Genomic DNA, 14,583 nt, shown 5'->3' with positions numbered 1-14,583 from the left:
CCACTAGCTTTTCGCGAGCGCGGCAAACCGGGCGGCGGCGAGGAAATCGGCGCGGCGACGGGCGCTGCGGGCTTCGGCTTCGGCGTCCTTGCCCCACAATTCGGCCTGCCAGTGCTCTTCGAGATGGGCCGCATCCCACAAGGCTTCGACCGGCGCATCGGGTTCGAGCGCGGCCAGCCCGACAATCAGCGACGCGGCAAGGCCGGCGAGGTTTCGCAGTGCGGCGAGCGTGAACGTATCATGACGGTCGAGGTGCGCGGCAAGCGTGGCGATCGTCTCGGTCGGCTGCGGGCGGGGCATGACCCCGGCGACGCGGACAAAGCGTACGGAAAAACGTGCCTCGGCGTCTTCGACCAAAGGTTCCCATTGCGCAAACTGGCGCGGGGCGATCGGTTCGTCGGGGAATGCGCGATAGCACAGCGTGTCGGTCCCGGCGTAGCCCACCAGCGCGGCGATGGTCGCGGCCGGATCGGGCGCGACGACATCGATCGCATAGTCGGCCATGTCGCGAAACACGAAGCGCGCGGTGTCGATCGTTTCGCCTTGCTCTGCCCATTCGGCGGCCATCGCCGTGGCCAGCGCCCGCGTCGGCACGATCTGCGCGCGCCCGCCCTGTGTCTTGATCGCCTGTGTCTTGATCGCTGGTCCGTCGAGCAGGATGCGAAAGCCGCCGTCCGTCGCCTCAACCGCGACGTCACGATAAAACCGTTTCATGCCCGGCCTTTCCACTTGCGCGCCAGGATCAGCGGTACGGCAAAGAAACCGATCGCGCCCGCAACGATCAATACATCGCCCAGCGCATCGGGAACATGCGCCAGCGCGGGCTGGCCATGGCTGAGAATCACCACGCCCAACAGCGCGAGCGCCGCCCCGCCAAGGCGCGCGACTTGCAGGATCGCGAAACGGGGCAGGGCGGGATCGCGGCTCATGCTTCAAGACCGCGCAGCAGGAGGCGCAACTCGTCCACCGATCCGGCCACGGCTTCGGCCCCTGCGGCGACAAGCTCTTCGGGATGATGATAGCCCCAGTCGACTCCGATCACGTGCACGCCGGCATTGACCGCCATGGCCATGTCGAAGGCGGTGTCGCCGATCATCACCGTCTGCGCCGGATCGGCGCCGGTCGCATCGAGGCAGGCCTCGATCATCGCCGGATCGGGCTTTGACGGATGGCGGTCGGCAGTCTGCAAAGTGACGAAATGTCCCGTCAGCCCGTGGCGTTCGAGGCAATGCGCCAGGCCCCGGTCGCTCTTGCCCGTGGCCACGCCGAGCAGCCAGCCGGACGTATCGAGATCGGCCACCAGCGCGGCAATTCCATCATACAGCGGCTCCTCGACGACACCTGCGGCACGGCGCGCGCGGAATGCGTCCTTGTATCCCGCGACCAGCGAGGCGGCCGTTTCACTATCGATTTCCGGGGCGAGTTGGCGGATCGCTTCGCCCAGCGACAGGCCGACGATGCGGCGAATGTCGGCGCGTGGCGGCGCGATCAGGGCATGCGCGGCAAACGCGGCCTCCATCGCCAGCGCAATATCGGCCTGGCTGTCGACCAGAGTGCCGTCACAATCGAAAATGGCCAGACGCACGCTCAGTCCTCCCCGGAAACCAGCGCGCGCATCAACGCGGCAAGCGCTGTCGACCCCGCCTGGTCCAGCCCATCGGCCACGCGGGCGCGTTCCCCGGCGGGCTTGTTTTGCGACAGCTTGAAAGTCGGGCGCCAGGCGGCAACGTCCATCTCGAATCCGACGATCGCATCGAGCAGCCGCGACAAGGCGGCAGGCGGCACTTTGTCCATCGTCCAGGCTGCGCCTTCGAGCCGGGCCTCGTTTTTCGCCGATAGCGCGGCGAGCACGTCGATCAGCCCGTCACGGTCGAGCCGGCGCACGGTCCCTTCGCATTCGAGCGCGACATAGTTCCACGTCGGCACTTGCCCGGCATCGGCATACCAGCGCGGCGAGACATAGCCGTCGGGCCCGTTGACGACGATCAGCGCATTGGCGCCATCGAGATGGCGCGTCAGGGCATTGCCGCGCGCCAGATGCAAGCCGATCCGGCCATTTGCGCGCAGGACCAGCGGGGTGTGTGCCACGCGCGGGCCATCGGGCGTGGTCAGAAACGCCATGCCAAAGCCGACTTCGCCGATCAGGCGCATATGGAGCGTGCGGTCGTCGTGCCGAAAGGCGGGGTTGGGATGCATCGCCGATCAGCCTTCAGCCGCGCGGCGGTCGCGATGGCGGAGGGCCGGGACGGCGCGCAGGCTTTGTCGCCGGTTTGGATGCCGGTTTGGACAGGGGGCGCCCGCCGGGCTTTGCCCCCGGCTTTGCTCCCGTTCGCACGGGCGCCTTTGCCGGAGGGCGTCTGCCGGGTTTGCCCCCAGCTTTGTCCCCCGCTTTGTCCACAGGCTTGCGGGTCGGCTTGCCTGCCGATTTTCTGGGCTTTGCCTCTTCGGCCCCGCGGCTGCGTCGTTCGCCCTTGCGGTCTCGGCGCAGGTCGCGCGAATGGGCGCGGGCGGCGCGCTTTTCGACGGTGTGCGGGTCTGCCTTGGGGGCTTCGAGCGGCAGATCGCCTTCGGATTCGGTAAAGCCCAATTGCGCAAGGCTTGCTGCAAAATGCTCGGGCAGCGGCGCGGTGACGTCGATCGAGTCGCCTTCGGGGTGCGGGATGAGCAGGCGGCGGGCATGGAGATGCAGTTTGCGGCTGATCGATCCGGTCAGGAACGCGGCCTGCCCGCCATATTTGCCGTCGCCGACGATCGGGTGGCCGATGGCGGCCATATGGACGCGCAACTGGTGCGTGCGCCCGGTCAGCGGTTGCAGTTCGACCCAGGCTGTGCTGTTGCCCGCGCGATCGATCACGCGATAGCGGGTGCGCGCGGTCAGGCCCTGGCCGCTTTCATCGACCATCATCTTTTCGCCGCCGGTGCCCGGCTGCTTCGACAAGGGCAGTTCGATCAGGCCGTCATGCACATCGGGCACGCCCACGACCAGCGCCCAATAGATCTTGCGCGCCGAGCGCCCGGCGAAATGGCGCGAGAAATAGGCCGCGCTGCCTGCCGTGCGGGCGACGAGCAAGACGCCCGAGGTATCCTTGTCGAGCCGATGGACGAGGCGCGGTCGCGGGCCGTTTTCGGCGGCATAGGCGTCAAGCAGGCCGTCGACATGGACGAATGTGCCGCTGCCGCCCTGGGTGGCGAGGCCCGGCGGCTTGTTGAGAATGATCGCGGCGCGATCCTGCGTCAGCACCATGGCCTCGGCCTGCGCCACTTCTTCCTCGGTCAGCGGCTTGCGCGCGCGTTCGCCGCCGGGTCCGGGCGTGAGCGATCCGCCGGGAGGGACGCGCAGCGTCTGCCCGGCGACAAGGCGGGTGTCGACATCGGCCCGTTTGCCGTCGACCCGGATCTGCCCGGTGCGCGCCCAGCGCGACACGGTGGCAAAGCCGACTTCGGGCAGGTGGCGCTTGAACCAGCGATCGAGCCGCACATCGTTATCGTCGGGGCGGACGGTGAACTGGCGGACGGCGTCGCTGGCTTTGGACGCCCGCTTGGTGGTGGGGGTTTTGGTCGCGGGGGTTATGGTCGCGGGGGTTATGGTCGCGGGGGTTTCTGGCGTCTTCATGCTGTGGCCCTCATCACAAACAGGCCGCCAAACAGCGCGCCGATCCCGGCGAGCAGCGACAGCGCGACATAGATCATGCCCATCGCCGGTGCGCCGCGTTCGACAAACAGCGTGAATTCCAGCGCGAACGCGGAAAAGGTGGTGAAGCCGCCGAGCAGCCCGACGCCCAGCAGCAATTGCCAGCTTTCGCCGCCGGTTGCATGACGCGCCAGCCAGCCGACCAGCAGGCCCATGGCCAGCGAGCCGAGCACGTTGACGGTCAGGGTGGACCAGGGAAACGCGCTGGCCGCGATCGGGCCGATGGCGATCGCCCAAAGGCGCCCGGTGACAAAGCGCAGCCATGAACCGGCTGCGCCGCCGCCGGCCACCAACAAGGAGGCGACGGGAAAGGATGGATAAGAGTGCATCGCGGCTCCATAGAGCAAGACGCGCAAAAGTGGTAATCTGATTTCTGATCCGGCGAATCCGCGCATCTTGGCCTTTCGCGCGCTTGCGTCGGGTGGGGCAAAGTGATAGGGGCGCCAGATCAAGTGCCGATCCCGATTGGGAATCGGCCCTTTTTGTTTTGCTATTCTATGGGTGTTCCCCCGCCTTGGTCCGCGTGGCGCTGGTCGCGTGCGGCAGACGGGGTTCTGGCCTGTCATAACCGTGAGGTGGCTTTTTTTATGCAGATTCTCGTCCGGGACAACAATGTCGATCAGGCTCTCCGCGCTCTCAAGAAGAAGCTGCAGCGTGAAGGCGTGTACCGTGAGATGAAGCTGCGCCGTCACTACGAAAAGCCCTCGGAAAAGCGCGCTCGCGAAAAGGCTGCGGCCGTTCGTCGTGCTCGCAAGCTCGAGCGCAAGCGCGTGGAACGCGACGGCGGCAAGTAAGCCGAGGTCGGCGCGGTCTGTTAAGGAGAGGGCAACCCCTCCTTATTGACCGGCCAAACCTCAACTAGAGGCTTGCGACCGCGCCCGTGCTGGGCCAAGAGGGCGCCGTTATCGCGGCGCCCTTTCGCTTGTCCGGTCGGCCTGTTTGCTGTGGCCTGGATCGATCCGGCGAATCGGTGCCGACTTATCGATCAACCCAAACAAGGGGTCATCATGACGGAAATCACCCGCGTTGCGCTTCAGCCCATTGCCAAGGGCTCGCTCGGCAAGCTGTGGATCGGCATTGTTCTCGCTGTCGCGCTCGGCGGGGCGGTGGCTTATGAATCCCGCCAAAAGGGGCTCGAGGTCGATACGGTCAAGGCCGGGGCCGGCGCAGCGCCGACCGCGTCTGACTATGTGCTGGTCAACTATGTCGGGCATCTGGCCAACGGCAAGGAATTCGACCGCGGCGAGCATGTGCCGATTCCGGTGCAGGGCGTGATCCCCGGCTTTTCCAAGGCGCTGCAGCAGATGCAGAAGGGCGGCAAGTACCACGTCTTTATCCCGGCGCGGTTGGCCTATGGCGCGCAGGAACAGCGTAACCAGATGACCGGCGAAGTCTCGATTCCCGCCAACAGCGACCTCGTGTTCGACATCGATCTGATCGATTACAAGAGCGCCGCCGACGTCATGCGCCAGCGCATGATGATGCAGCAGTTGCAACAGCAGATGCGGGGCGGAGCCGGAGCCGGGGCCGCTGCGCCCGGCGGTGATGCGGCGCCTGCCGCGCACTGATCGCGCGGATCATGCTCCCGGCTGCATGTGCGGCCGGGATGCCCCCCGCTTGAAGCGTCGCCCGCGCCGGTGTAGCGCGGTCGCAGCCGTTTTTGCGGTATTCAACATTTGAGGAAGGGAAAGGCATGTCTGTCGCCCCCGCCGACGTGGCCAAGATCGCCACGCTTGCCCGCATCAAGGTGACCGAGGCCGAGGTTTCGGCCATGGTGCCCGAATTGAACGGCATTCTTGCCTGGGTCGAGCAATTGGGTGAAGTCGACGTGACCGGCGTCGAGCCGATGACAGCCGTCATTCCCAACCATTTGCGCCTGCGCGCCGACGTGGTCGGGGCCGACCCGCTGACCGGCGGCGACATCCGTGACAAAGTGCTGGCCAATGCCCCCGCGCCCGAACACGGCTTTTTCGGCGTGCCCAAGGTGATCGAATAAGATGAGCGAACTGACAGAACTGGGCATCGCGGCGATCCGCGACGGCGTTGCCAAAGGCGATTTTACCGCAACCGAAGTGGCGGGCGCGTTCAACGCTGCCGTGGCCGAGGCCAATCCTGCGCTCAACGCCTTTATCGTCACCACGCCCGACCACGCTTTGGCGGCGGCGGCAAAAGTCGATGCTGCGCGCAGCAGCGGGCAGCCGCTGGGCAAGCTGGCCGGCGTGCCGATCGGCATGAAGGACTTGTTTGCGACCGAGGGCGTGCAGACCACTGCCGCGAGCCACATCCTCGAAGGTTTCATCCCGCCATACGAATCGGCCGTCAGCCAAAAGCTGTGGGATGCGGGCGCGGGCATGCTGGGCAAGCTCAATCTCGATCAGTTCGCGATGGGATCGTCGAACGAGACGAGCGCTTTCGGCAACGTGATCTCGCCCTGGCGCGCGACGGGCGACACCGCCGCGCGCGCACCGGGCGGATCGTCGGGCGGATCGTCGTCGGCGGTCGCGGCGCGCATCGCGGCGGCGGCAACCGGCACCGACACCGGCGGCTCGATCCGTCAGCCCGCGGCGTTCACCGGGATTTCGGGGATCAAGCCGACCTATGGCCGGTGCAGCCGCTGGGGCATTGTCGCCTTTGCCTCGTCGCTTGATCAGGCCGGGCCGATGGCGCGCGATGTCACCGATTGCGCGATCATGCTCGAAGCGATGGCCGGGTTTGACCCCAAGGATTCGACCAGCCTCGATCTGCCCGTGCCCGAATGGTCGACGCAGCTTTCGGACGATCTCAAGGGCCTCAAGGTCGGTATTCCGCGCGAATACCGCCTCGACGGGCTCAATGCCGATGTCGCGAAAAGCTGGGATGACGGGATCGCCTGGCTGAAGGATGCCGGGGCGCAAGTCGTCGACATCAGCCTGCCGCACACCCGCTACGCGCTGCCGACGTATTATATCATCGCGCCTGCCGAAGCTTCGTCGAACCTCGCGCGCTATGACGGCGTGCGCTATGGCTTGCGTGAATTGCCCGAAGGCGCCGGTTTGCAGGACATGTATGCCGCAACTCGCGCCGCCGGGTTTGGCCCGGAGGTCAAGCGCCGCATCCTGATCGGAACGTATGTGCTGTCGGCGGGGTTCTATGACGCCTATTACACCCAGGCGCAAAAGGTCCGCACGCTGATCGCGCGCGATTTCGAAAATGCCTTCAAAGAGGTCGATGTCATCCTGACGCCGACCGCGCCGACTTCGGCGTTTGCGCTGGGCGAAAAGACCTCCGATCCGCTCGAAATGTATCTCAACGACGTGTTTTCGGTGCCGGCTTCGCTGGCCGGATTGCCGGCCATGTCGGTGCCCGCCGGGCTCGATGCGGCGGGTCTTCCCTTGGGGCTGCACCTGATCGGGCGGCCTTTCGACGAACAGGGCGTGCTCAACGCCGGCCTCGCCATCGAACGGCGTGCCGGGTTTGCCGCCAAGCCGGCAAAGTGGTGGTAAGATGACCTATCGTATTCAGGGCGCCACCGGCGAGTGGGAAGTGGTGATCGGGCTTGAAGTCCATGCCCAGATCAGCACGCTGTCAAAGCTGTTTTCGGGCGCGGCGACCGCGTTCGGGGCCGAACCCAATACCCAGGTCAGCCTGGTCGATGCGGCCATGCCCGGCATGTTGCCGGTGCCCAATCGCGAATGCATCCGTCAGGCGGTGCGCACCGGGCTGGCGATCGGCGCCGTGATCAACAAATGGTCGCGGTTCGATCGCAAGAACTATTTCTATGCCGATTTGCCGCAGGGCTATCAGATCAGCCAGCTCTATCACCCGCTGGTCGGCGAAGGCGCGATCGAGATCGTGCCCGATGACAAGCATCCCGATGTGACCAAAGTGATCGGCGTCGAGCGCATCCACGTCGAACAGGATGCGGGCAAGCTGATGCACGATCAGCACCCGACGATGAGCTATGTCGATCTCAACCGTTCGGGCGTGGCGCTGATGGAAATCGTCAGCCGCCCCGATATGCGCAGCCCCGCCGAAGCGGGCGCCTATCTGGCCAAGCTGCGCACGATCCTGCGCTATGTCGGATCGTGCGACGGCAACATGGATCAGGGCTCGATGCGCGCCGACGTCAATGTCTCGGTGCGCCGTCCGGGCGAAGAGCTGGGCACGCGGACCGAGACGAAGAACGTCAATTCGGTGCGCTTTGTCATGGCGACGGTCGAACACGAAGCGAACCGTCAGGTCGACGTGCTCGAAAGCGGGGGCAAAATCGTCCAGGAAACCCGCCTGTTCGATCCCGACACCGGCACGACGCGGTCGATGCGCAGCAAGGAAGACGCGCACGACTATCGCTATTTCCCCGATCCGGACTTGTTGCCGCTCGAACTCGATGATGCGTTCGTCGAGGAATGCCGCGCGAGCCTGCCCGAACTGCCCGATGCCAAGCGTCATCGCTATGAAACCGCGCTGGGCCTGTCGCCCTATAACGCGGGCGTGCTGACCGCCGATGCCGATACCGCACGGTGGTTCGAACGCCTGTTGACCGACAGCGCAACGCGGCAGGGCAAGTCGGAAAGCGATGTCGCGCGCGCGGCGTCGAACTGGCTGACCAGCGAACTGTTCGGCGCGCTCAACAAGCTGGGCAGGACTTTGGGCGATAGCCCGGTCAGCCCCGAAGCGGGCGCCGAATTGCTGGCCCTGATCGGCGACGGCACGATTTCGGGCTCGATCGCCAAGCAGGTGCTCGAAAAGATGCTCGAAACCGGCGACGCGCCCGGCGTGATCGTCGAACGCGAAGGCCTCAAGCAGACATCGGATACCGGCGCCATCGAAGCGGCGGTCGACGCCGTGCTGGCCGCCAACGCCGACAAAGTCGCGCAATATCGCGGCGGCAAGGAAGCCCTGTTCGGCTTTTTCGTCGGCCAGACGATGAAAGCCATGCAGGGCAAGGGCAATCCGCAACTGGTCAACCAGGTGCTGAAGGCCAAGCTCGGCTGATTAGGTCAATACGCCACAAGATATTGGTTCGTAAGTATATCCGCTCATCCTGAGCCCGTCGAAGGACACGCGCTGCTGTCCGCTCCGGGCGCTGTGGCAAATGCGCTGGGCTGACCTCAGCGCGCATCCTTCGACGGGCTCAGGATGAGCGGGCGCGTTAGGGATGCAAAATTTTTCTGCGCTGTTTGAAACAGCGCAGCCGTTATGCTGACCCGCTCACTCCGCCGGTTTGACCTCTTCGACCGGCAGGCCGAGCGCTTTGAGTTGCGGGCGGATTTTTGCCGCATCGCCGACGACGACCCACACGATGCGTTTGGGATCGAGCTTGTCGCGCGCGGCCGCGTCGAGATCTGGGGCGCTCATCGCACGATAGCGGGCGGGCAGGCGGGTGTAGTAATCGTCGGGGCGGTGATACTGGACGATCTTGGCGATCCCGTCGAGCACTGCGCCCGAAGTTTCGAACATGCCCGGCAGCTTGCGCGCGGCGCCCGCTGCGGCAAAGCGCAGTTCGCCGAGCGTGGTCGCGCGGGTCGACAGGTATTCGGCGATTTCCTTGCGCAGTTCGGCGATGGCGGGCCCGGTCTTGTCGATCTGAACCGGGGCATAGATGCGCAAGGCGACCTGATTTTCGCGCTCGCCGATCGCGGTATAGCTGCCATAGGACCAGCCTTTGTCTTCGCGCAGGTTCTGCGTGAAGCGGGCAAGGAAATCGCCGCCGAGCACGTCGTTGGCGGCGCGCAGCGTGACAAGGTCGTCGGTGCCCCGGGCTTCGAGCACTTCGCCGCCCGCGATCTGCGCCTGGGGCGTGCCCGGGCGATCGACCAGCAGGATGCGCTCGTGCGTTTTGGGCAGCGGCATGTCGAAATATTTGACCGGCGCGCGCGCGCCGGACGGGGTCCAGGTCCCGAAGCTCTTTTCGAGCAGGGGCTTGACGGCGGCGAGCGTGGTGTCGCCGACCACGAACAGGCTGGCATTGGCGGGTCGCAGCCAGGCGCGGTGCCACTGTGCGAGGCTGTCGCGCGACAGACCGGCGACGCTGGACTTGGTGCCCGTGCCGCTCAGCCCGGTGCCATATGGATGATCGGCGCCATAGATCGCGGGGTAGAGCACGCGCAGCGCGGCGTCGTCGGGATCTTGCGTTTCGGCATCGATCGCCGACAATTGCTGATCGCGGACGCGGGTAAAGTCCGCCACGCGCAAGCCGGGGTGGCGCACGAAATCGCTCAACAAGTCGAGCGACGCGGCCAGATTGGGCACCAGCGCATCGAGTTGGAAGGCCGTCTGGTCGGGCCCCGACTGTGCGTTGATCGACGCGCCGAGCCGTTCGCGCGCGCGCGCCAGCGCCGAGGCGTCGAGCGTTTCGGTGCCTTCGTCCATCAGGCGCAGCAGCAAGGCTTCGGTGCCCTGATGCCCTTTGGGATCGGCGGCATAGCCCGCATCGAACGCCATGCGCACGGATACTACCGGCACCGCGCTGCGCCGCGCGAAATAGACCTTGATGCCGTTCGACAGCGTGGTGCGCTCGATCGCGGGAAACGGCAGCGGGGCGACTTCGGCAACCGGCGGCAAGGCGCTGCGATCACCGTCGGGGCCGGTCGTTGTCAGGCCTGTCGGGACGGGCGGCGCGGGGGTGATCGGGGGCAGGGCCCCGTCGCCGCCCCGATTTTCGCCGCCCCGATTTTCGCCGCCTTCGCTCCGCGTGCCGGGCTCGATGGTCAGCCGCAGCGCGGGGCGACGCAGCCATGTCTGCATGGCTGCGCGCACATCGGCGGGCGTCAGACGCGCGATCCGGTCAAGCTCTGCCCGATAATGGGCCGGATCGCCCGAATAGAGCAGACCCTCGGCCAGCGTTGGCGCCTGGCCCGACCGGCCGCCGACCGTTTCGAGCGCGCGGATCGTGCCGCTGACTTCGGCCATGGCGGCGCGCTGGACTTCGTCGGCGCTCGGGCCCTGATCGGTCAGCCGGGCGATTTCGGCGTCGAGTGCGTCGGCTACCGCTTTGGCATCCTGGCCCGGCTTCACATCGGCAGAGGCTTCGAATTGTCCGGCCTGGGCAAAGATTTCGGCACTGGCCCCGGCATCGACCGCGATTTCGCGCCCATGGACCAGTGTATCGGCGAGCCGCGAACTCGACAGCCCGCCAAGGATCGTCGCGCCGATCGACAAGGGCAGGTAGTCGGGATTGTCGAGCCCGGGGATGGCCCAGGCGCGGATCACGCGCGTCGTTGCCACCGAATCGTGCAGCGTCTTGTCTACCGGTGCGGCAAGCGGCACGACGGGGGCGGCGACCGGCTGCACTTTGGGCCCCGGAGCGATCGCGCCAAACCAGCGCGTGACTTTGGCGCGCGCGGTGGCGAGGTCGATGTCGCCCGCCAGCACGAGAATCGCGTTGTCGGGCCCGTAATGGTCGTGGAACCACGCTTTCACATCGTCGAGCGAGGCCTTGTCGAGATCCTCCATCGAACCGATCGTTTCGTGGTGATAGGGGTGCCCTGCGGGATAGAGTGTTTCGGCCTCTTCATAGCCGACGAGGCCAAAGGGCTGGTTGTCGCCCTGGCGCTTTTCGTTTTTGACCACGGCGCGCTGTGCATCGACGCGCGCCTGCGTCATCGAGGGCAAGAGCCAGCCCATCCGGTCGCTTTCCATCATCAGCGCGCGGTCGAGCGCCCCGGTCGGCACGGTCTCAAAATAGTTGGTGCGGTCGTACCAGGTCGTGCCGTTGGCATCGGTCGCGCCGACTTCGGTCAGCGGCGCAAAGAAATTGCCCGGCACGTGCTCCGAGCCATAGAACATCAGATGTTCGAACAAGTGCGCAAAGCCCGTGCGTCCGTGCGGCTCGTTTTTCGACCCTACGCCATACCACGCCGAAACCGCGACCACCGGCGCCTTGCGGTCGGTATGGACGAGCACGGTCAGCCCGTTGGGCAGTGTAAACCGATCATAGGGCAAGTCGATCCTGGCGACGAGATCCGCCACCGGGGCAGGCGCCTGTTGCGCCATGGCCATCGGCGCCAGCAGCAGCGAAACGGACGAGAGAGCAGAGGCAAGCAGGGTGGTGCGACGCATGGGGATTCCGTGTGCAGGATCGGCGGGAAGGTTGGTTTTTCCCAAACCAGATCGGCGATGAACAGGGGGTAAACCGGGATACTGCCCCAAAAACTTGGCGAAAGCGCCATCCGTTAGCTGTCTTCGCCGACAGATGGAGGTTTTGTCATGCTATATTTGATCCACCTCCTTGTGTGGCTGAAACGCAACACTACCTTCCGTGAAAAGGAGGGAACCTGACCCATGAACCTCGAAAAATTTACCGACCGCGCCAAAGGCTTTTTGCAGGCTGCGCAGACGCTCGCCATCCGCCTCAATCATCAACGCATCACGCCCGATCACGTCCTGAAAGTGTTGCTCGAAGACCCCGAAGGCATGGCCAGCGGGCTGATCCAGCGCGCCGGGGGCAATGCGGCGATTGCCAATGCCGAGATCGACAATGCCTTGGGCAAGATTGCCGCAGTCAGCGGGTCCGGCGCGCAAAGCTCGCCCGGGCTCGACAACGATACCGTGCGCTTGCTTGATCAGGCCGAACAGATCGCGACGAAGTCGGGCGACAGCTATGTCACCGTCGAACGCATTCTGGTCGCGCTGACGCTTGCCACGACGACGGGGGCGGGCGCAGCGTTGAAGGCTGCCAATGTCAATGCGTCTGCGCTCGAAGCGGCGATTTCGGCGCTGCGCGGCGGGCGCAATGCCGACAGTGCTGGCGCGGAAAACGCCTATGACGCGATGAAGAAATACGCCCGCGATCTGACCGAAGCAGCGCGCGAGGGCAAGCTCGACCCGGTGATCGGTCGCGACGAGGAAATCCGCCGCACCATCCAGATCCTGGCCCGGCGGACCAAGAACAACCCGGCGCTGATCGGCGAACCCGGCGTCGGCAAGACTGCCATCGCCGAAGGCCTTGCGCTGCGTATCGCCAATGGCGACGTGCCCGAATCCTTGCGCAATCGCCGCTTGATGGCGCTCGACATGGGTTCGCTGATCGCGGGGGCGAAGTATCGCGGCGAATTCGAGGAACGGTTGAAAGCCGTGCTCGACGAAGTCAAAGGCGCCGAGGGCGAGATCATCCTGTTCATCGACGAGATGCACACGCTGATCGGCGCGGGCAAGACCGAAGGCGCGATGGACGCCTCGAACTTGCTCAAGCCTGCTCTGGCGCGCGGCGAGCTGCACTGCATCGGCGCGACCACGCTCGACGAATATCAGAAATACGTCGAAAAAGACCCCGCCTTGCAGCGGCGGTTTCAGCCGGTGTTCGTCGGCGAACCGACTGTCGAGGACACCATCTCGATCCTGCGCGGGATCAAGGAAAAGTACGAGCTGCACCATGGCGTGCGCATCGCCGATGCTGCGATCGTGGCCGCGGCGACGCTGTCCAACCGCTATATCGCCGACCGCTTCTTGCCCGACAAGGCGATCGACCTGATGGACGAGGCGGCGAGCCGCATCCGCATGGAAGTGGAAAGCAAGCCCGAGGAAATCGAAAACCTCGATCGCCGGATTATCCAGCTCAAGATCGAGGAAATGGCGCTCGCCAAGGAAACCGATGCCGCATCGAAAGAGCGGCTCGTTGCTTTGCGTGAGGAACTGGCCAATCTCGAACAGCAATCGAGCGAGCTGACCACCCGCTGGCAGAACGAACGCGACAAGATCGCCGCCGAAGGCAAGATCAAGGAAGCGCTCGACACCGCGCGCAGCGAACTGGAACAGGCGCAGCGTCAGGGCGATCTCGGTCGCGCCGGGGAACTGGCCTATGGCCGCATTCCCGAGCTCGAACGGCAATTGGCCGATGCGCAAAGCCAGTCGCAGAACGCGCTGCTGCGCGAGGAAGTGACGGCCGACGATATCGCCGGCGTGGTCAGCCGCTGGACCGGGATTCCGGTCGACCGGATGCTGTCTGGCGAGCGCGAAAAGCTGCTGCACATGGAAGAAGCGCTGGGCAAGCGCGTGATCGGCCAGACCCAGGCCGTGACGGCTGTGTCCAAGGCGGTGCGACGCGCACGGGCGGGGTTGCAGGATCCCAACCGGCCTTTGGGCAGTTTTCTGTTCCTCGGGCCCACCGGCGTCGGCAAGACCGAGCTGACCAAGGCGCTCGCCGGATTCATGTTCGACGATGATAACGCCATGGTCCGCATCGACATGTCGGAATTCATGGAAAAGCACAGCGTCAGCCGGTTGATCGGCGCGCCTCCGGGCTATGTCGGCTATGACGAGGGCGGTGTGCTGACCGAGGCAGTGCGGCGTCGACCCTATCAGGTCGTGCTTTTCGACGAAGTGGAAAAGGCGCACAGCGATGTGTTCAACGTGCTGTTGCAGGTGCTCGACGACGGGCGCCTGACCGACGGGCAGGGTCGCGTGGTCGACTTTACCAACACGCTGATCATCCTGACCAGCAATCTGGGCAGCCAGTATCTGGCCAATCTGGACGAAGGGCAGGATGTGGCGAGCGTCGAACCGCAAGTCATGGACATCGTGCGCGCCCATTTCCGCCCCGAATTCCTTAACCGGCTGGACGAGATCATCCTGTTCCATCGGCTGGGGCAGCAGCACATGGCGCCGATCGTCGAGCTGCAGGTGGCGCGCGTTGCCGCCTTGCTCAAGGATCGCAAGATCACGCTCGACCTCTCCGACGCGGCCAAGCGCTGGCTGGGCCGGGTGGGCTATGACCCGGTCTATGGCGCCCGCCCGCTCAAACGCGCGGTGCAGCGCTATATTCAGGATCCGCTGGCCGAAAAGCTGCTCGCCGGCGAAGTGCCGGACGGCCATGCCGTTCACATCGACGAAGGCGACGGCGCGCTGACCTTCGACGTGGAGTAAGACGAAGAGGGGCGATTCTGAGCCGGGTCGCCCCATTCGTCATGAATGGA

Annotated in this window: 13 protein-coding genes; 6 read left to right on the top strand and 7 right to left on the bottom strand. The window is 65.3% G+C overall.

Annotated features, from left to right (window positions below):
* Window positions 1-3: 3 nt before the first annotated feature.
* The 6 genes from AQZ50_RS08320 to AQZ50_RS08295 are packed head-to-tail and all read right to left on the bottom strand — an operon-like array spanning window position 4 to window position 4,020.
* The gene (locus AQZ50_RS08320; protein ID WP_067745446.1) at window positions 4-714 is read right to left on the bottom strand and encodes an ATP12 family chaperone protein; all 711 of its coding nucleotides are present in this window, start codon (window positions 712-714) and stop codon (window positions 4-6) included.
* Window positions 711-929, bottom strand: coding sequence for a hypothetical protein (locus AQZ50_RS08315; RefSeq protein WP_067745280.1), 219 nt, complete (start codon window positions 927-929; stop codon window positions 711-713). The genes AQZ50_RS08320 and AQZ50_RS08315 overlap by 4 nt, the downstream gene beginning before the upstream one ends.
* Window positions 926-1,585 (bottom strand): HAD-IA family hydrolase, encoded by a 660-nt coding sequence (locus AQZ50_RS08310; protein WP_369801396.1) that lies wholly within the window; start codon window positions 1,583-1,585, stop codon window positions 926-928. The genes AQZ50_RS08315 and AQZ50_RS08310 overlap by 4 nt, the downstream gene beginning before the upstream one ends.
* A 2-nt stretch (window positions 1,586-1,587) precedes the next feature.
* Entirely contained in the window at window positions 1,588-2,196 is a 609-nt protein-coding gene (locus AQZ50_RS08305; protein WP_067745274.1) for an FMN-binding negative transcriptional regulator, read from the bottom strand.
* Window positions 2,197-2,209: 13 nt separating this feature from the next.
* Window positions 2,210-3,613: a pseudouridine synthase gene (locus AQZ50_RS08300; protein ID WP_082703499.1), complete on the bottom strand. Its 1,404-nt coding sequence runs from the start codon at window positions 3,611-3,613 to the stop codon at window positions 2,210-2,212.
* Window positions 3,610-4,020, bottom strand: coding sequence for a CrcB family protein (locus AQZ50_RS08295; RefSeq protein ID WP_067745271.1), 411 nt, complete (start codon window positions 4,018-4,020; stop codon window positions 3,610-3,612). Before AQZ50_RS08295 ends, AQZ50_RS08300 begins: the two co-directional genes overlap by 4 nt.
* 258 nt (window positions 4,021-4,278) lie before the next feature.
* Between AQZ50_RS08295 and rpsU the strand changes: the two genes are divergently transcribed.
* The 5 genes from rpsU (at window position 4,279) to gatB (ending at window position 8,665) form a co-directional block, all read left to right on the top strand.
* Window positions 4,279-4,485, top strand: a complete 207-nt coding sequence (gene rpsU / locus AQZ50_RS08290; protein WP_017671482.1) for a 30S ribosomal protein S21 — start codon at window positions 4,279-4,281, stop codon at window positions 4,483-4,485.
* A gap of 213 nt (window positions 4,486-4,698) precedes the next feature.
* On the top strand, window positions 4,699-5,259 hold the full coding sequence (locus AQZ50_RS08285) for an FKBP-type peptidyl-prolyl cis-trans isomerase (protein ID WP_067745440.1): 561 nt from the start codon (window positions 4,699-4,701) through the stop codon (window positions 5,257-5,259).
* 125 nt (window positions 5,260-5,384) lie between these two features.
* Entirely contained in the window at window positions 5,385-5,687 is a 303-nt protein-coding gene (gene gatC, locus AQZ50_RS08280; RefSeq protein ID WP_067745269.1) for an Asp-tRNA(Asn)/Glu-tRNA(Gln) amidotransferase subunit GatC, read from the top strand.
* Window position 5,688: 1 nt separating this feature from the next.
* Window positions 5,689-7,173 (top strand): Asp-tRNA(Asn)/Glu-tRNA(Gln) amidotransferase subunit GatA, encoded by a 1,485-nt coding sequence (gatA, locus tag AQZ50_RS08275; protein ID WP_067745266.1) that lies wholly within the window; start codon window positions 5,689-5,691, stop codon window positions 7,171-7,173.
* Between the two features lies 1 nt (window position 7,174).
* Window positions 7,175-8,665, top strand: coding sequence for an Asp-tRNA(Asn)/Glu-tRNA(Gln) amidotransferase subunit GatB (gene gatB, locus AQZ50_RS08270; protein WP_067745264.1), 1,491 nt, complete (start codon window positions 7,175-7,177; stop codon window positions 8,663-8,665).
* A 216-nt stretch (window positions 8,666-8,881) separates the two neighbouring features.
* Here the strand turns inward: gatB and AQZ50_RS08265 are convergent, their stop codons facing one another.
* Complete coding sequence (locus AQZ50_RS08265) at window positions 8,882-11,731, bottom strand: M16 family metallopeptidase (protein ID WP_067745261.1); 2,850 nt, start codon at window positions 11,729-11,731, stop codon at window positions 8,882-8,884.
* Between the two features lie 222 nt (window positions 11,732-11,953).
* On the opposite strand from AQZ50_RS08265, the gene clpB reads away from it, so the two are divergent.
* Window positions 11,954-14,533 (top strand): ATP-dependent chaperone ClpB, encoded by a 2,580-nt coding sequence (gene clpB / locus AQZ50_RS08260; RefSeq protein ID WP_067745259.1) that lies wholly within the window; start codon window positions 11,954-11,956, stop codon window positions 14,531-14,533.
* Window positions 14,534-14,583 lie beyond the last annotated feature (50 nt).

The sequence above is a fragment of the Novosphingobium sp. Fuku2-ISO-50 genome, assembly GCF_001519055.1.
GTDB lineage: Bacteria > Pseudomonadota > Alphaproteobacteria > Sphingomonadales > Sphingomonadaceae > Novosphingobium.
Note: the sequence above shows the minus strand (reverse complement) of the source record. Positions and strands in the feature narration are given on the sequence as shown.